The 17263-nt window shown below is 68.6% G+C and carries 17 protein-coding genes; 13 read left to right on the forward strand and 4 right to left on the reverse strand.

Annotated features, from left to right (window positions below; translation table 11 throughout):
• Positions 1–28 precede the first annotated feature (28 nt).
• Genes AC1ROD_RS06715 through AC1ROD_RS06730 form a run of 4 tightly spaced genes read left to right on the forward strand, consistent with a single transcriptional unit; the run spans position 29 to position 3548 of the window.
• Positions 29–1147, forward strand: coding sequence for an ABC transporter permease (locus AC1ROD_RS06715; protein WP_492947466.1), 1119 nt, complete (start codon positions 29–31; stop codon positions 1145–1147).
• Positions 1144–1956: an ABC transporter ATP-binding protein gene (locus AC1ROD_RS06720; RefSeq protein ID WP_492947467.1), complete on the forward strand. Its 813-nt coding sequence runs from the start codon at positions 1144–1146 to the stop codon at positions 1954–1956. Before AC1ROD_RS06715 ends, AC1ROD_RS06720 begins: the two co-directional genes overlap by 4 nt.
• A gap of 15 nt (positions 1957–1971) precedes the next feature.
• Positions 1972–2910 carry an MlaD family protein gene (locus AC1ROD_RS06725; RefSeq protein ID WP_492947468.1) on the forward strand — a complete coding sequence of 313 codons (939 nt, stop codon included), beginning with the start codon at positions 1972–1974 and terminating at the stop codon, positions 2908–2910.
• Entirely contained in the window at positions 2907–3548 is a 642-nt protein-coding gene (locus AC1ROD_RS06730) for an ABC-type transport auxiliary lipoprotein family protein (RefSeq protein WP_492947469.1), read from the forward strand. Before AC1ROD_RS06725 ends, AC1ROD_RS06730 begins: the two co-directional genes overlap by 4 nt.
• On the opposite strand, the gene AC1ROD_RS06735 is transcribed toward AC1ROD_RS06730, so the two are convergent.
• The 3 genes from AC1ROD_RS06735 to AC1ROD_RS06745 form a co-directional block, all read right to left on the reverse strand.
• Positions 3549–4415 carry a hypothetical protein gene (locus tag AC1ROD_RS06735; RefSeq protein ID WP_492947470.1) on the reverse strand — a complete coding sequence of 289 codons (867 nt, stop codon included), beginning with the start codon at positions 4413–4415 and terminating at the stop codon, positions 3549–3551.
• Positions 4416–4526: 111 nt separating this feature from the next.
• The gene (locus AC1ROD_RS06740) at positions 4527–5177 is read right to left on the reverse strand and encodes a 3-oxoacid CoA-transferase subunit B (protein WP_492947471.1); all 651 of its coding nucleotides are present in this window, start codon (positions 5175–5177) and stop codon (positions 4527–4529) included.
• Between the two features lie 2 nt (positions 5178–5179).
• Entirely contained in the window at positions 5180–5884 is a 705-nt protein-coding gene (locus AC1ROD_RS06745; protein ID WP_492947472.1) for a CoA transferase subunit A, read from the reverse strand.
• A gap of 472 nt (positions 5885–6356) precedes the next feature.
• Between AC1ROD_RS06745 and AC1ROD_RS06750 the strand changes: the two genes are divergently transcribed.
• From AC1ROD_RS06750 to AC1ROD_RS06790, 9 genes are all read left to right on the forward strand, one after another.
• On the forward strand, positions 6357–7247 hold the full coding sequence (locus AC1ROD_RS06750; RefSeq protein ID WP_492947473.1) for an SGNH/GDSL hydrolase family protein: 891 nt from the start codon (positions 6357–6359) through the stop codon (positions 7245–7247).
• Positions 7244–8086, forward strand: a complete 843-nt coding sequence (locus tag AC1ROD_RS06755) for a GDSL-type esterase/lipase family protein (RefSeq protein ID WP_492947474.1) — start codon at positions 7244–7246, stop codon at positions 8084–8086. The genes AC1ROD_RS06750 and AC1ROD_RS06755 overlap by 4 nt, the downstream gene beginning before the upstream one ends.
• The gene (locus tag AC1ROD_RS06760; protein ID WP_492947475.1) at positions 8087–9505 is read left to right on the forward strand and encodes an MBOAT family O-acyltransferase; all 1419 of its coding nucleotides are present in this window, start codon (positions 8087–8089) and stop codon (positions 9503–9505) included. It begins immediately after the preceding gene.
• 16 nt (positions 9506–9521) lie between these two features.
• On the forward strand, positions 9522–10019 hold the full coding sequence (locus AC1ROD_RS06765) for a hypothetical protein (RefSeq protein WP_492947476.1): 498 nt from the start codon (positions 9522–9524) through the stop codon (positions 10017–10019).
• 104 nt (positions 10020–10123) lie between these two features.
• Positions 10124–11470, forward strand: coding sequence for a tyrosinase family protein (locus tag AC1ROD_RS06770; RefSeq protein WP_492947477.1), 1347 nt, complete (start codon positions 10124–10126; stop codon positions 11468–11470).
• Positions 11467–12249 (forward strand): zinc metalloprotease, encoded by a 783-nt coding sequence (locus tag AC1ROD_RS06775; protein ID WP_492947478.1) that lies wholly within the window; start codon positions 11467–11469, stop codon positions 12247–12249. The genes AC1ROD_RS06770 and AC1ROD_RS06775 overlap by 4 nt, the downstream gene beginning before the upstream one ends.
• A gap of 72 nt (positions 12250–12321) precedes the next feature.
• Positions 12322–13479 (forward strand): GNAT family N-acetyltransferase, encoded by a 1158-nt coding sequence (locus AC1ROD_RS06780; RefSeq protein ID WP_492947479.1) that lies wholly within the window; start codon positions 12322–12324, stop codon positions 13477–13479.
• Positions 13476–14372, forward strand: coding sequence for a hypothetical protein (locus tag AC1ROD_RS06785; protein WP_492947480.1), 897 nt, complete (start codon positions 13476–13478; stop codon positions 14370–14372). Before AC1ROD_RS06780 ends, AC1ROD_RS06785 begins: the two co-directional genes overlap by 4 nt.
• Before the next feature lie 135 nt (positions 14373–14507).
• Positions 14508–15836 carry an FAD/NAD(P)-binding protein gene (locus AC1ROD_RS06790; protein ID WP_492947481.1) on the forward strand — a complete coding sequence of 443 codons (1329 nt, stop codon included), beginning with the start codon at positions 14508–14510 and terminating at the stop codon, positions 15834–15836.
• A gap of 281 nt (positions 15837–16117) precedes the next feature.
• On the opposite strand, the gene AC1ROD_RS06795 is transcribed toward AC1ROD_RS06790, so the two are convergent.
• The gene (locus AC1ROD_RS06795) at positions 16118–17242 is read right to left on the reverse strand and encodes a hypothetical protein (RefSeq protein WP_492947482.1); all 1125 of its coding nucleotides are present in this window, start codon (positions 17240–17242) and stop codon (positions 16118–16120) included.
• Positions 17243–17263 lie beyond the last annotated feature (21 nt).

Below are 17263 nucleotides of genomic sequence, written 5' to 3' on the forward strand. Positions count from 1 at the left end.
CGGCGCGGGCTCGGCTAAAGGGGAGGGGATGAGCGCAGCGGATTTCCAGATCGATGAGTCGGGTGGCGACAGCGCGGTTCTGCGCCTCACCGGCGACTGGACCACGGGCGGTCTGGGTCAGGCGGCGCGCCGGCTCAGCGACCAGCTGTCCGGTCGTACGGTCTCGCGCATCGACATCTCGGATCTGGGCCGCTTCGACACCGCCGGCGCCCTGATCATCGTTCAGGCGACGAACAAGTCCCTGCCGGCCGAGGCCTGGTCCTCACGGCCCGAGGCCGGGCGCATTTATACGATGGTCGAGAAGCTGGAGCGTGAAAGCGCCCCGCCGCCGCGCAGGCCCGATCCCCTGACGCGCACCTTCGCCAAGATCGGCCAGGGCGTGTACGACATCGGTGGCGAAATGATCCTGTCGATGGCCTTCCTGGGCCGTCTGATCACCGCCTCGGGCACGGCGGTGCGGCATCCGTCGGATATTCGCTGGCCGGCCTGGTTCAGTCAGGGTGAGCGCGCGGGTCTGGACGCCATTCCGATCATCGCCGTGACCAACTTCTTCATCGGCGCCGTCATCGCCTTCCTGGGCGCGAACCTGCTGACCCAGTTCGGGGCGGGGGTGTTCACAGTGCAACTGGTCGCCGTCGCGACCCTGCGTGAGCTGGCGGTCCTGATCACCGCCATCCTGCTGGCCGGTCGGTCGTCCTCGTCGTTCGCGGCCGAGATCGGTTCGATGCGGATGAACCAGGAAGTCGACGCCATGCAGGTCATGGGCGTCAATCCGTTCCAGGCGCTGGTCATTCCGCGTCTGGCCGCCATGCTGGTGATGATGCCGCTGTTGACCTTCGTTGGCATCCTGACCGGCTTGCTGGGCGGCATGCTGGTGACCTGGAGCCAGCTCGGCTACGGCCCCGCCTTCTTCATCCAGCAGCTGGGCCAGGACAATACGATGGCGACCCATCTGTTCGTCGGCATGGTCAAGGCGCCGGTCTTCGCCATCGTCATCGCCGCCATCGGCTGCCGGCAGGGGATGGCGGTCGCCGGCGACGTCGAAAGCCTCGGCCGGCGGGTCACCGCGGCCGTGGTTCAGGCCATCTTCGCCATCATCCTGCTGGACGCCGTCTTCGCCCTGATCTTCCTGGAGCTGAACCTGTGACCAAGGCGAAGACTCCCGAAGCGGAAATCCCCGCGAACGACAAGACGCCCGACAACCTTATCGAGGTGCGTGGTCTGGTCAGCCAGTTCGGCGATCAGGTCATCCATGACGGCCTGAACCTCGACGTCCAGCGCGGCGAGGTCCTCGGCGTGGTCGGCGGCTCCGGCACCGGCAAGACGGTGCTGCTGAACACCATCATCGGGCTCAAGGAGCCCGACGGCGGCACGATCCGCATCTTCGGCCACGACACCTCGGACCTGACGTCCGAACAGTCGGCCGATATCGAGCGGCGCACCGGGACCCTGTTCCAGCAGGGCGCGCTGTTCTCGTCGCTGAGCGTGCTCGATAACGTGGCCTCGCCGCTGGTGGAGCATACGAAGCTGCCGCGCGAGACCATCCGCGAGCTGGCCGAGATGAAGATCGCCATGGTCGGGCTCAGGCCGGAGTCGCACCACCAGAAGCCGGCCGAGCTGTCGGGCGGGATGCGCAAGCGCGTCGGTCTGGCCCGCGCCCTGGCCCTTGATCCCGAGCTGCTGTTCCTGGACGAGCCGACAGCGGGGCTGGACCCCATCGGCGCGGCGGCCTTCGACGAGCTGATCCGCACCCTGTCGGACGACCTGGGGCTGACCGTCTTCATGATCACACACGACCTCGATAGCCTTTACGCCATCTGCGACAAGGTCGCGGTGCTGGCCGACAAGGGGATCGTCGCTAAGGCCACGGTTCAGGAACTGGAGCGTTCCGATCATCCGTGGATCAAGGAATACTTCCTGGGGCCGCGCGGACGCGCTGCGACCAAAGCCGCCTGAGGAGAGCGGACGACTATGGAAAGAGACGCACACTACGCCGCCGTCGGCATCGCAACGGTCTTCCTGTTGCTGGCCCTGGCGCTGTTCACGATCTGGATGGCGCGCCTCCAGTTCAACAAGGACTACGACGTCTACGACATCGTCTTCTACGGGCCGGTGCGCGGTCTGTCGGAGGGCGGCGAGGTCCACTTCAACGGCATCCGCGTGGGCGAGGTCACCGACCTGAACCTCGACCCCAAGAAGGGCGATCAGGTCATCGCCCGCGTGCGCCTGAACGGCACCACCCCGGTCCGAGTCTCCTCGCGCGCCCAGCTGGAGCCGCAGGGCATCACTGGCCTGAACTACATCCAGATCACCGCCGGGACCGAGGGCAGCGCCCTGCTCAAGAGCCAGTATCCCGAGAACGTGGTGCCGGTGATCCAGAGCCAGCCGTCGCCGATCGCCGAGCTGCTGTCGGGCTCGGGCACGGTGCTGGCCCAGACGGTCGACGCCCTGAACCGGATCAACCGGGTCATGTCCGACGACAACATCCGTTCCTTCTCCACCAGCCTGAAGAACATCGAGGCCCTGTCGACCGAGCTCGAGGCCCGCAAGGGGATGTTCAAGGAGCTTGAGGACGCCTTGGCCAAGGCCAACGCCGCGGTCGAGGAGTACCGTGAGCTGGCGGTCGACGCCCGCACGGTGGTCAACGGAGACGGTCGTCAGGCCATCGCCAACATCAACAAGGCGACCGAGGACGCGCGCGCGGCCATCGCCTCGATCAACCGGTCGGCCAATGCTCTGGAGCGGCCGCTGGGCGAGTTCTCGACCACGGGCCTGCCGCAGCTGACCCAGACCATTGAGGAGCTGAACGAGGCCACGGCCTCGCTGCAGAGCCTGATCGACGACGTCCGCGCCAGCCCGCGCGACTTCATCGGCCGTCCCGCATCCAAGGAAATGGAGGTCCAGCCGTGACCGGTTCCCCGATCCGTATCCTCGCCATCGCCGGTCTCGCCCTTGCGGCGTCAGGCTGCGCCCTCCTGTCCTCGCCCAAGCCGGTGCAGCTCTATCGCTTCGGCGGGACGGGGGCGGAGCCGGCCGCTGCTGCGCCGGGGGCGACGGCGCCGATCCCGGTGGCTCTGCGCCGCATCGACTTCCCCGAGGCGTCCAAGGGCGACCGTATCCTCGGCGTCACGGGGACGGAAGCGGCGTACATCAAGGGCGCGCGCTGGGTGTCTCCGGCCGAGATCCTGTTCAACGACGCCCTGGAAGAGGCCTTCAACGCCCATCCGAAGGTGCGGCTGATCGGGCGGCGCGAGCCGGGCGTGGCGACCCGGGTCCTGAGCATCGACGTCACGAAGTTCGAGGCTCGGTACGACGCTCCGGGCGCGACCCCGACGGTGGTGATCACGGCCCGGGCCCGGTTGACGGTCCTGCCCGAGCGGTCGGTGACCAGCGAGGAGGTCTTCACGGTGTCCCAGCCGGCGCGGGAGAACCGGGTCTCGGCCATCGTCGACGCCTTCGACATCGCCTCGCGGGATCTGGACAACCAGATCGTGGACTGGACCGCGAACAGCGCTCCGGCGGCCGTTGCGGCCCCGGCCGCCCGATAGTCAGATCGCCTTGCGGGCCGCCTCGATGCGGCCGTCGGCCTCGACGCGGCGCTGGCGGGCGGTCTCGACCTCGCGGGCGGCGGCGTCCAGCATGGCCAGCACCGTCTGGCGCGAGGTCGTCAGCCGGGCCTGATCGGGCGCGACCTTCTTCGCCTTCTTCGGGCCTTTGACGCCCAGGGCCCGGACCCCGAGGTTGTCGGCCCATTCGTGGTGCCATTCGATCATGGCGTCGCAGGCCATCTTGAGGCGTCGGGCGGCCTGGCCGTCGGCGTTCTGGCCCACGCGGACCTGGGGCAGGAGGCGGACCCCGGCGTCGCGGGCGTCGGCGAGGCGGTGGCCGCGCTGATGCACCGGATGCAGGGCCGGTTCGGCGCCGGGTTCGGGCGTCGGGACCGGGGCGATCTTCCTCAGGCAGGCGGCGACGAAGTCGTCCATCTCGAGCACGCCGTGGCGGATGTCGGTCCAGAGCTGCTCCAGCACGCCCGAGCGGCGGGCCACGGCTCCGACCCGGACCTGAAGGTCGTCGAGGGATTCGGCCAGGGTGCGGGTCACCTCGGCGAAGCGGTCGCGGAAGGCCTTGAGGCGGCGCTTGCGGCTGTCGAACAGGCCGCCGAGGCCCTTGCGGGGCTCAAGATCGGCCGGGTTCAGGCTCTCCAGACCGGCGCGCAGATGGTGGATCACGGCCAGGGCCTCGGTCAGCTCGCCGCTGCGCATCTCGGCCCGGACCCGGTCGGCGAGGGCGGCGAGCCCCTTGCGGGCGTCCTCGCCGAAGCCGTCGGAGACGGCCTCGGGCGAGAGCTGGGCCACGCGCGCCTCATCCGGAGCGGGCAGGCCCGGCCAGATTCGATGCGTATTGGTTGCCGACATGCCGCCCCTCACTCTTAACCACTATCGTCAGGGAACGGCTCGTTTGCCAAGCGGGATCGCGTGCCGGTTGCGAGATTTGGTTAAACGTCAGGCGGTTAGGCGAAGGAACGCTTACGTGAGGGAAGGCGAGACGGTATAGGCCGCCTGGGTCCTGGCCGCGACCTCGTCGAGGGTCACGCCGTCGGCCAGTTCGATCAGCTCCAGCCCGGCGCCGTCCGGCTTGACGTCGAAGACGGCCAGGTCGGTGATGATGCGGCTGACCACACCCGTGCCCGTCAGGGGAAGGGTGCAGGCCTTCAGGACCTTGCTTTCGCCGTGCTTGTTGGCGTGATCCATGACCACAACCACCCGCTTGACGCCCGCGACCAGATCCATGGCGCCGCCCATACCCTTCACCAGCTTGCCGGGGATCATCCAGTTGGCGATGTCGCCGTTCTCGGCGACCTCCATGGCCCCCAGGATCGACAGGTTGATATGGCCGCCTCGGATCATGGCGAAGCTGTCGGCCGAGCTGAAGTAGGCGCTCTCCGGGATCTCGGTGATGGTCTGCTTGCCGGCGTTGATCAGGTCGGGGTCTTCCTCACCCGCCCACGGGAAGGGGCCCATGCCCAGCATGCCGTTCTCGGACTGAAGGGTGACCTCCATGCCTTCGGGAATGTAGTTGGCGACCAGGGTCGGGATGCCGATGCCCAGGTTCACATAGAAGCCGTCCTGCAGCTCTTTCGCGGCGCGTTCGGCCAGTTGTTCGCGGGTGCGGGCCATGATTATGCGACCTCTTTCTGACGGACGGTGCGCTGTTCGATGCGCTTTTCGAAGCTGCCCTTGAACAGGCGGTCGACGTAGATGCCGGGGGTGTGGATCTGGTCCGGATCGAGCGAACCGGTCGGGACGATCTCCTCGACCTCGACCAGGGTCACCTTGCCGGCGGTGGCCATCATCGGGTTGAAGTTGCGGGCGGTCTTGCGGAAGACGAGGTTGCCGCGCTCGTCGGCCTTCCACGCCTTGACGATGGCCAGGTCGGCGACAAGGCCGGTCTCCATGACATAGTCGCGGCCGTCGAAGTTGCGGACCTCCTTGCCCTCGGCGACCAGGGTGCCGACGCCGGTGGCGGTGAAGAAGGCGGGGATGCCCGCGCCGCCCGCGCGGATGCGCTCGGCGAGCGTCCCTTGCGGGTTGAATTCCAGCTGCAGCTCCCCGGCGAGATACTGGCGCTCGAACTCCTTGTTCTCGCCGACGTAGGACGAGATCATCTTGGCGATCTGGCGGGTCTCCAGCAGCTGGCCGAGGCCGAAGCCGTCCACGCCCGCATTGTTGGAGATGACGGTCAGGCCCTTGACCCCGCTGTCGCGCAGGGCGGCGATCAGGTTCTCCGGAATGCCGCACAGGCCGAAGCCTCCGGACATGACGGTCATGCCGTCGAAGGCCACGCCCTCGAGGGCCGCCTTCGCGTCAGCGACGATCTTCCCCATACGCTTCCCTTTTTCACTCTTTGATGAATATTTCTTGAGCCGGTGAATAGTCCGACCCGAACCGCTTCGCAAGCCGGATCGTAGCCCGCCGGAGCCGTCGGAGGAATGGCGGTCCTGCTCGCAAAAAACACCGCCACACCGCCAAACACCGCCAAACCCGGAATGGCAGTGTCAGTCGGCAAAAACATACGGACAGGTTGCCAAATCCTGCCAGATCGGCTCTGTGCGGCGCGTCCGTTCCGCCCGATTGAAAGACTAGCACGGACGCCGACCATGCTGGCTCAAGGTCCGGTCGACGCCGCTTCCTTCATGCTCCGTCTGCGATCCCGGCGCCGGACCGAAAGTTCCGGACGCCACAGTTAACCTTTTTCTTCGCTCGCGACGCGCAGGCGGTGGGCGGCGATCCGGGGATCGGTTATGGCTGTTCGGTCAGTAAACGTGCGGGTGGGGCGTGCGGGCGAACATCAATTCCTTGACGGCGGCGCTTCTGGTCGGCGTGGGCATCGGCCTGGTGCTGACCCCCGACGGTCGCAATTGGCTGCAGCATCCGACCCTGCTGTTCGGCTCGACCGCCAACGCCTCGGCGGGGCCTGAGCCGGTCTCGGCCGCCGTTCAGCCCGTGGCCAATGTCTCTACCGGTCCCGCCATCACGCCGCTGAAGGTGCGGATGGCCAGCGGCAAGCTGCGCGTCGGCGTCTTTGGGGACTCGATGGGTGACGGCCTGTGGGCCGGGCTCTACCGCGACCTCAACGGCACGCCGGGCGTGACCGTGACCAAGTTCTCTGAGGTCTCCACCGGCCTGTCGCGCTACGACTACGTCGACATCCAGGCCAAGACCGAGCGCCAGATCGCCGAGACGCCCGTGGACGTCGCCGTCATCCTGTTCGGCACCAATGACGCCCAGGGCATCAGCCTGGACGGCCAGATTCACGCCTTCGGCTCCGAGGGCTGGAAGGCGGCCTATGGCAAGCGGGTCGACGATCTGGTGGCCTTGCTGCGCAGCCGCGACGTCGCCGTCTACTGGGTCGGCCTGCCCAAGATGAAGCGCGAGAGCTTCGACGCCCGGATGACCATCATCAACGACGTGGTCTCGGCGCATATGAAGGCGCTGAACGTGCCTTATATTTCGACCGTCGCCCTGACCTCGGACGCCGACGGCGATTACGACGCCTATCTGACCGCCCACGACAGCGGCCGTCGCCAGCTGATGCGGGCCAACGACGGCATCCACATGTCGATGGCCGGCTATCTGCGGATCAGCGAGCCGGTGGTCGAGCGGCTGAGGGCCGACGCCGGTCTGGCCTCGCCGCAAGGCGCGGTGCAGGCTCCTGCCCAGGCGAGCGCGGGCGGCGCCGGGGCGTGATCCGCGCCTCAACCCTGGCTCCGGTCCTGTCAGCGGCTGCGCTCGTCGCGAGTCCTGGCTTTGCCGTGGCGCAGGAACGGCCGTGGACGCCCCTGCCGTCGCCGCCGAGCCGGTCCTGTCCCGATGGTCTGTGCCAGGCCGAGGCCCTGACGCCTCTGTTCCGGGCGCTGGATGGGCGCTGGGGCGGGGTGGTGCGCATCGTCCAGTTCGGCGACAGCCATACGGCGGGCCGGCTGATCACCGGATCGCTGGAGATGCGGCTCAAGGGCCGGTTTCCCGCCCGCGACATCCGCATCGAGCCCATCGGCGTCGTGGGCGTGACCCTGACCGATCTGGCCAACCACCCGCTGCCGGTGCTGGACGCGCCTGTCGATCTGATCGTGCTGGAGTACGGGGTCAATGAGGGCTTCGACGACACGCTCGATGCCGCCGCCTACGAACGACTGCTGCGGTCCGAGATCGCCCGGCTGCGCGCCGAGGCTCCGCGCGCGGCTCTGCTGATCCTGGGCGCGCCCGAGGCCCAGCGCGGGGAGGGCGGGGGAAGCTGTCCCGGCGACGCCGAGGCCCGCTGGCGTTCGCCGGCCATGCTGGCGGTGGTGCGCGACATCCAGCAGCGCGTCGCGGCCAGTCTGAACGTCGCCTACTGGGATTGGCGCGGCCGGATGGGCGGCGACTGTTCGGCCTTCCGCCTGACTCTGCCGGGCGCGAACGGCGAGGACCCGATGATGCGCGGGGACCATGTGCATTTCACCCAGGCCGGGGCCGACTGGATCGGCGGCCTTCTGTACGAGGACCTGATGACGGCGGGGCGGAATTGGTATCGTGGGGGCGGTCGCTAGATGCTGTTCCCGACCCTCGCCTTCGGCGTCTTCTTCCTGTTCGTCTATTTCGTCTCCTGGTCGCTGGACCGGGAGAACGGGCGGCGCAAGCTGTTCCTGCTGCTGGCCAGCTGGTTCTTCTACGCCCAGTGGGACTGGCGTTTCGTCGGCCTGCTGATCGGCTCGGCGGTGCTGAACTGGGCGATCGCGGCGATGATCGCGAGGAAGCCCGTCGACGGCGAGGGCCGCCGCATCGGCACGGCCTGGCTGGTCGGGCTGGGCGTCGCGGCCAATCTGCTGATCCTCGGCTTCTTCAAATACTACGGCTTCTTCGCCGTGCAGATGGGCGAGCTGCTGACGCGGTTCGGCTGGGAGCGGGACCTGCCCCTGCTGCAGGTGGTCCTGCCGGTGGGCATCAGCTTCTTCACCTTCCAGGGCATCAGCTATGTCGTCGATGTGAATCGGGGCCGGACGCCGGCGGCCAAGTCGCTGCTCGACGTCATGCTGCTGATGAGCTTCTTCCCGCATCTGGTCGCCGGGCCGATAGTGCGGGCCTCGGACCTCCTGCCGCAGTTCGACCGCGTGCCGCGTCTGACGAAGGAGATGGCGATCCACGGCTTCCTGCTGATCGCCTGGGGCCTGTTCAAGAAGACGGTCATCGCGTCCGAGCTGTCGATCCGGCTGGTCGATCCGGTCTTCTTCGACCCTTCGGCCCATTCGGGGCTGGATATCGCCGCGGCCGTCTATGGCTATGCGGTCCAGATCTATTGCGACTTCTCGGCCTATTCGGACATGGCGATCGGGATCGCGGCCCTGCTGGGCTATTCCTTCCCGCGCAATTTCGACCAGCCGTACCGGGCCAACTCGATGCAGTCCTTCTGGCGGCGCTGGCACATCAGCCTGTCGAGTTGGTTGAGGGACTATCTCTATGTGCCGCTGGGCGGGGGCCGGAAGGGGCTGGTCATGTCCTGCGTCAACGTCATGATCACCATGCTGTTGGGTGGGCTGTGGCACGGGGCGGCCTGGACCTTCGTGGCCTGGGGCGGTCTGCACGGCGCGGCCCAGGTGGTGGAGCGGCTGGGGCGTTCGGTGTTCGGCGAGAAGAAGGTGGTCCCACATTGGCTGGGGGTGCTGATCACCTTCCACATCGTCTGTCTGGGCTGGATCCCGTTCCGGGCCGAGAGCTTCGGCATGGCCATGGATGTGCTGGAAGGGTTGGGCCGCGCCGGGCCGGTGCTGCTGACCACGCCCTTCCTGCTGCTGCTGATCGTCGGCGGGCTGGCCATGCACTGGCTGCCGCCGCGCATGGTCGAGGGCGTCGCCGAGCGGCTGAAGCCGGCCCCGGCCCTGACGGCCGCGGTGCTGATCGGGGTCGCCATCCTGCTGGTCGAGGCGGTGCGGCCGGACGGCGTCGCCCCCTTCATCTATTTCCAGTTCTGAGGGAGGTTCGAGAGCGATGACTGATCATCCTGAAGACCCGCCCGTCGAGCCGTTTCCAGCGGCGACCGGCGCCTCGCCCTTCCCGCCGCTGGACGGGGAGGTCCCGGCCGATCCGCCCAGCGACTGGATCGAGACGGCGAACCCGCACGACCTGCCGACGCGTCATCCGCTGGTTCCCGAGCCTCTGGCCGCTCTGGGGCGGTTCGCCTTTCCGCCGGGGCCGCCGCCGGACGAGGAGGGGGTCGCCGCGCGCGACCGGCGCTGGACCAGCCATGTGATCCTGCTGGTCACCGTCTTCCTGCTCGTCTTCAACGCCGCCTCGATCCAGAACTGGTCGCGGCAGCAGGCGCCGGGCTGGGTGACCTCCACCGTGCAGCAGCTGTCGGACGTCTGGGTCGCCCAGATCGCCCAGCTGGGCGCCGACCAGCCGCGCCAGACCGTCCGCGACGCCTATGAGGGGCTCCACGCCCTGCGCTTCCCCGGCCAGAAGCCGGTGCAGAAGGGCGAGGATTGAGGCTAAAGGCCTGATCTCACTCGCCGGATCGGTTAGGCCGCTGGACACAGACCGGCGTTTGCTGGACTGTCGTTAAGCACGAACGATCGGCCGGGGGGCTGACCATGACCATCGACAGACGTCAGGCGCTTGCGGGGGCGGGCGCGGCCATCGCGGCGGCGACCGCCCTGCCGGCCTGGGCTCAGACCGGACGGGTGCGCAAAGGCGCCTCGACCCTGTCGCCGAATTCGGACGATCTGGTCGCCTTCCGCGACGGGGTGGCGGCGATGAAGCGGCGCACCGACAACCGGTCGTGGGCGCGCCAGACCCGGCTGCACCGCGAAAAGGCCCAGCACGGCAGCGGCCTGTTCCTGCCCTGGCACCGGCTGGAGCTGGCCCATCTGGAGCGGATCATCGCCCGGCTGACCGGCCATACGACCTTCGCCCTGCCGTACTGGGACTGGCAGGAGGACCGCTTCCTGCCGACCTGGGTGACGACGCCCGGTTCGCCGCTGTACGAGCGTCAGCGCGGGCCCAACGCCAACACCATGGACTTCGCCAAGGCGCGCTGGGCGACCTCGCGCAATGTGGCGCGGCTGGCGTCCGACAGTTTCGAGGTCTTTGCCGGCCTGCCGCGCTCGGCCGGGGCGGTCGAGGCCTATGGCCACAACCATATCCACGTGCTGGTCGGCGGTCTGATGGGCCGGACCGAGACGGCGGCGGCGGATGCGGTCTTCTGGCTGCACCACTGCAATATCGACCGGGTCTGGGCGACCTGGCACAATCTGGCCAAGCCCGTGTACCCCAGTGACTGGAGCAAGGTTCCGCTGACCGGCTATGTCGGGGCCAACGGCGAGGACACGGGGACCTGGACGCCGGGCGCGATCGTCGAGACCCGGTCGCTCGGCTACAGCTATGACCGGCTCTATCCCTTCCCGGTGTTCAATGTGGCCAGCAACGGACCGGCCGGGGCGACCCGGCAGGAGCCGATCGGCCAGACCTCGGTCACTCTGAAGGCGGCCTGCGAGCCCGGCCAGACGAAGATGTCGGTGACGATCCCGGCGGACATCGCCGCCCGGCTGCGCGCCGCAGACGACACCCTGCTGATCCAGGGCGTGGGGCAGGCGACCTACAAGCGGGACGAGCGGCTGCTGGACCGCTGTCTGAACATCGACATCCTGGCGGGCGAGCGGAAACTGGCGCTGGGGTCGTCGCCGACCTTTGTCCACGTCGGACCCATGGGCGGCATGGACCATTCGATGCCCGGCATGGTCCACGACCACACGACCGGCGACGATTATGGGGTCAGCTTCCAGTTCGGGACCGAGATCCTGAACCTGTTGGCGCGCGATGCGGGGCCGGTGGTGGTCACCGTCGACGCCGAGGATCTGACACCGACGGTCCAGCGGGCGAATACGGAAGGGCTGTCGCTGGAGGTCGTGCTGACCCTGACCGAGACCCGTTGGGTATGAGCCTGTTGCGCCGGATCACGGCTCTTCTGGCGATCGGCCTGCTGGCCGGTTGCGCGACACAGGTCACGCCGCCGCCGCCTCTGCCTCCGCCCTATGTGGCCCCGCCGCCGCCGCCGCCGCCGATGGTCATGGCCGCGCCGCCGCCGCAGAGCGACACCTGGGACGGCGGCATCGTGCCCATGTGCTTCGAGGCGCCGCAGGCCGAGGACGACTGGGCGCGCGAGCAGGTCCGTTCGGCCGCCGCGACCTGGGAGGGCGCCGCCGACGTGCATTTCCATATCGCCGACGACTGCGCTACGGGCGGAGACGGCGGCCGCGCCGTGCCGATCCGCATCGTCCACGACCCCGAGATGTTCGCCTCGTCCAGCCATCTGGGCCGCAGCCTGCTGAACGGCGGGGAGATCACCCTGAACGCCGAATATCTGGTCACAAACCGGCTGTGCGGGCCGCGGGGGACGCTGGGCGAGTTCAAATGCTTCTACGCCGACTCCCTGCACGAGCTGGGGCATGCGCTGGGCTTCTCGCACGACCACGTCAGCCCGCGCGCGCCCAACTGCCTGGCCCGGACCCAGACGCCCGAGGCGGTCAATCAGGCCGAGAGCTATTACGACCCGGACTCGATCATGAACTACTGCAACGACAAGCGCTGGGAAGGGAAGCTGAGCGCGGCGGACCGTTGCTCGGTGGCCTCGGCCTATGGGGCGCTGGAGGGCGACCGTCCGACGCGGGCGGAGTGCTACGCCATGGTCGGTGCGACCCCAATGACGCAGGAGCCCTGACACCGGGGGAGGTGCGACAGTTTGGCAGACGCATTGCACGGCTGAAACGGAGCCGTTTGCGAGTGTGTCAAAATGACTGTCCGAGCCACGCCCTTCGAAGTCGAGATCCTCCGCCCCTCCATGCTGAGGGTTGCGGACACCGCCGCATGGTCGGCGATCCAGCGCGCCGAGCCGGCCTTCCGCAGTCCGCTGCTCAGCCCCCACTTCGCCCGCGCCGTGGGCAAGGTCCGCGACGACGCCCGGGTGGCCATGGTCAGCCGGGACGGGGAGAGGGTCGCCTTCTTCGGCTTCCACCAGCGACCGGGCGGCTTCGGCCGGCCCCTCGGGGCGCCGTTCAGCGATTATCACGGCGTAGTCTCGACCGCCGACACAGGGCTGAAGCCCGGCCAGATCATCGCCCTGGCCGGTCTCAAGGCCTTCCGCCACAACGGTCTGATCGATCCGCACGGCCTGTTCCCGGCGACCGAGACGCCCGTCGAGGCCTTCGCCATCGAATTGACCGGCACGCCGGACGACTATCTGGAGGCCGTTCGCGCCGCCAGTCCCAAGAAATTCAAGAACTACCGCCGTCTGGCCCACCGTCTGGCCGAGGTCGGGCCGCTGGCGATCCGCGCCGATACCTCGCAGGACGCGTTCAACGCCGTGATGGAATGGAAGAGCGATCAGTTCCACCGCACCGGGGTTCAGGACGTGCTGCGCCCGCAATGGGCCGGCGAGCTGATGCAGACGCTGTTCGAGCGGCGCACCGGGCCGATGACCGGCCTGCTGCTGTCGCTCTATGCCGGCGATACCCTGGTCGGCGGGCATTTCGGGGTGCGCGAGGGCGGGGTCTATCACCCCTGGATCGCCTCGATGTCGCCGGAGATGGCGGCCTTCTCGCCCGGCCAGACCTTCCTCGACCAGGCCATCCGCGCCATGCCGGAGCTGGGGCTGGAGGTCTATGACCTGGGCTGCGGCCATGACCACTACAAGCGCCCCTTCGCCCCGACCATCAGCACGGTCGGTTCGGGCTTCCATTCCGCGCCCGGCGGGACCTTCAAGCGCGCCGAGGAGGCCGCCTGGACACTGGGGCCGCTCGGACGCTCTTCGGCCGTCGACAAGGTACGCCGTCGTCTGGACCATATCGCCACCGCCGATCCGTCGATGCGCGGCCGGGTGCAGGGGCTGATGGAGGCCGTGTCCGCCACGCGCCGCCGGTCGCTGGGCTCCAACACCGGAGCGGGCGAATGACCATCATCACCGACTGGACCGCCGAAAAGGCCGCGCAACTGACGAAGGCCAACCTCGGCTTCGATCACGGCCTGCACGAGCGGCCGATGTTCAATGACGAGGGCCTGATCTCCCTGCTGGACCGCTATCCGCGCGACAAGCTGGGCGTCTTCACCATGGGCCACGACCCGGTCGACTGGCAGAGCTGGCGGCGCGGTTCGGCGGGCGATCTGTCGGGCGAGGAACTGCTGCGCGCGGCGCAAGAGGGGCGCATCTGGCTGAACCTGCGTCACGCCAACGACTATCTGCCGGAGTACGCCGCGCTCGAGGAGGAGATCTTTACCGAGAAGCGCGCCCATGCCGGGATCAAGACCTTCAAGCGCGATCTGGGGATGCTGATCTCCTCGGCCAACGCCCAGGTCTTCTACCACCTCGACGTGCCGCTGGTGTCGCTCTGGCAGCTGCGCGGACAGAAGAAGGTCTGGGTCTATCCCGTCGCCGAACCCTGCGTCGGGGCCGAGCAGCTGGAACGCGTCATCCTGAAGGAAACCGCCGAACAGCTGGAGTTCCGCCTCGATATGGACGCCGAGGCCGAGGTGTTCGACCTGACGCCCGGCAAGATGGTCACCTGGAGCCAGAACGCCCCGCACCGGATCGAGAACGGCCCGATGCTGAACGTCTCGCTGAGCGTGGAATTCATGACCCCGGCGGCCCTGATGCGCGCCAATGTCCTGTACGCCAACGGCGTGATGCGCAAGGCCGGGGCCCGTCCGCGCGTGCAGGCCGCGCCGCACCCGACCGCCCTGGCCAAGATCGCCTTCGCCCGCGCCGCCAAGATGTCGGGGATGACCAAGACCTTCGAGCGCAGCCTGCCGGAAACGTTCAGGCTGGACTGCGAGCGCCCTCACGCCTGACCGGTTCCACGAATAATTCTCTATCCATGAGATAGGATATTTGCGTGGCTCGCGCCGGGCGGTCGCGCCATGCTGGGGTATGGCTGAGAACTGTCCCGAGCATTCCGGAAACGCCACCACGCCGCGAGGCCGACGGTGACCGCCCCGCGCATCGCCGTCATCGGGGCGGGGTTCAGCGGGTTGCTGACCACGGTCCATCTGTCGCGCAAACTGCCCGACGCCGAGCTGTGGCTGATCGAGAAGGCGCCCCGGTTCGGGGAGGGGGCGGCCTATGGCACACGCGAGGCCGATCATGTGCTGAACGTCCGCCTGGGCAATATGAGCGCCTTTCCGGATGATCCCGACCATCTGTCGCGCTGGCTGGCGACCCAGCCGCACTGGTCGGCCCAGGGCGCCTTCATCACGCGCGGCGACTATGGCCGCTATCTGCGGTCGATCCTGTCCGAGGCTCTGGGCCAGTCGGGCTCGCGGCTGAAGCTGATCCATGACGAGGGCGTGGTGCTGGCGCGCGAGGGCGGCGGCTGGCGCATAGGCTTCGCCTCGGGCGACCGGCTGGACGTCGATGTGGTGGTTCTGGCGCTCGGCAATCTGGAACCAGCCGATCCGCCGGGGCTGGATCCGGCGGTGGTCGAGGCGGGCTGCTATGTCGCCGATCCCTGGCGCGGGGCGGCGGCGCTGGACGGCGATGTGCGGCGCGTTCTGCTGGTCGGTTCCAGCCTGACCATGGTCGATGTGGTGCTGTCGCACGCCCGCACAGGACGGCGCTTCTTCGCCCTGTCGCGGCGCGGCTTCACGCCCCGGGCGCACAAGGCGGCGGATCTGGCCGTCGGTTCGCGGCCCTACTCCGGATCGCCGGGCGCGGTGCTGAGGCGGGCGCGGGAAGCGGCCCAGACCTCGGACTGGCGGGCGGTGACTGACGACCTCAGGCGTTCGGCCCGGTCGCTGTGGCGCTCATGGACGCGGGCCCAGCGCGGGCGGTTCCTCAGGCACCTGCGGCCGGTCTGGGATGTGCATCGCCACCGTCTGGCGCCCGGGGTCGCGGGCCGGGTCGAGGCCATGATAGCGGCGGGGGAGCTGTCGATCGACGCCGGTCGCATCGTCCGCATCGAACCGTCCGAGGACAAGGTTCTGGTGACCTGGCGGCCGCGCGGCTGGACCCGCACCACGACGCGCAAGGTCGATGCGGTGATCAACTGCACCGGGCCGCTGGCCGATGTGGCGGGCAGCCGGATCCCGCTGATCCGGGGTCTGGTCGAGAGCGGTCTGGCGCGCGCCGATCCGGATGGATTGGGTCTGGACGTCGACGACGACTGCCGGGTCCGCGACATCGACGGCGCGGCGCAGGACGAACTCTATGCCGTCGGGCCGATGACGCGCGGGGCCTTCTGGGAAGTGACCTCCGTCCCCGACATCAGGCTTCAGGCCGCCGAGGTCGCCGAGGTCATTTCCTGGACGGTGGGCTGAGGCGCGGCGTCCGACCGCGGTGACGGCGCCGCTTCGTCTTTCAGTTGATCGAGGACGTCGCTCCACACGTCGGCGAGGGTCAGGCGACTTTGAACTCGCGCGCCACCGTCCGCGACGGCGGCTCCGCCCATCATCTCGTCAATCTTCTTCAGACACGTCTGGCGAGTTTTGAGAGGCGGCATGACAATCTGGAGTCCCAACGGTCGAATAATCCCTGTCGCGCGCCGTTGTTCCCTGCGGTCACGCCGGGCCCGGCTTTGCAGCCATATGGAGACCCCGTCTCAGGGCGCGGGCGGTGTGCCGTTCAGCGACCGGGTCAGGCTACGGGCGTTGGTCTGGTCGGCTGTGGGCGCGGACGGCGGGACCGGGACCGGCTCCGGACTGGCGACGAAGGCTGGCTCGGTCGGGCTCGGGACAGTGGGGGTCCCGGCAGGCTCGGCGGACGGAGTGACGACAGCGGCCGGCGCAGTCGCCGGGGCCTCGACGGGCGTGACGACCGGCGCAGGCTCGGGCGCACGGGGAGCCTCAGCGTCAGCCTCGGGGCCGGTCGCCGTCTGGGACTCCAGCTGCGGGCGGTCCTGCTCGCGTGCGACGATGTTGCCGACGGGCGGCGGCAGATAGATCAGCTGGCGGGGCGCCGGCGGGTTCTCGGGAACCTGATCGGCGGGCAGGGGATCGGGGGCGTCGCCGGTGCGGTAGTTCAGACCGATCAGCTGATCCATGACCCTGAGGTCGCCGATGCCGGTCTGCGACAGGCAGATCTTGTTGACGTAATAGGCCTTGCCGAAACGGACGAAGACCCAGGACTTGCTCAGTCCGTCGAAATGCGGACCCGTACCGTCGGCGCCGCCCCAGCTGAAGCGATCGACCACGCGGGTGTCGCCCGAGCCCTCGCGCGTCCGCTCGCCGGTGCGGACCAGATCGGGATGGTCGCGCTTGATCGTCTCGAACTCGGCGGTGGCCAGTTCGGGGTTCAGGGCGTTGGCCTGATCCTGGGTCAGGGGGCGCTCGACGGCGCGGAAGGTGAGCGAACAGGAAGCGGCGTTGGGGGCGTTCAGGGCCCAGGCGTCGATATAGGTAGCGCGGACCCGCGACTGGAACGGGTCGAAATTCAGGACGCTGAGGCCGTACTGGTCGCTGCCGTCGATGGTGGCCACACCGCCGTAGAAGGAGACGCCGTTGCCGTCGCGGCGCTCGACCTCGGAGACCTTGGGCCAGGTCACGCCGGCGGCGACGGGGCGGCTGAGGGTCGGGGCGATCAGGGTCCCTGTCGAGCGCGGCGGAGGGGGCGGGAGGGCGGCTGCGGGGGCGGCGGATTGCGCAAGGGCAGGGCTCGCCGCGCCCGCGAGGACGGCGATGGCCACTCCGGAGGCCAAGCCCCTGAAAATGCGATCAAACCCCAGCATGATCTTCCCCTAGGGGAGGCG

This window comes from Brevundimonas sp. GW821-FHT12E07 (assembly GCF_058807035.1).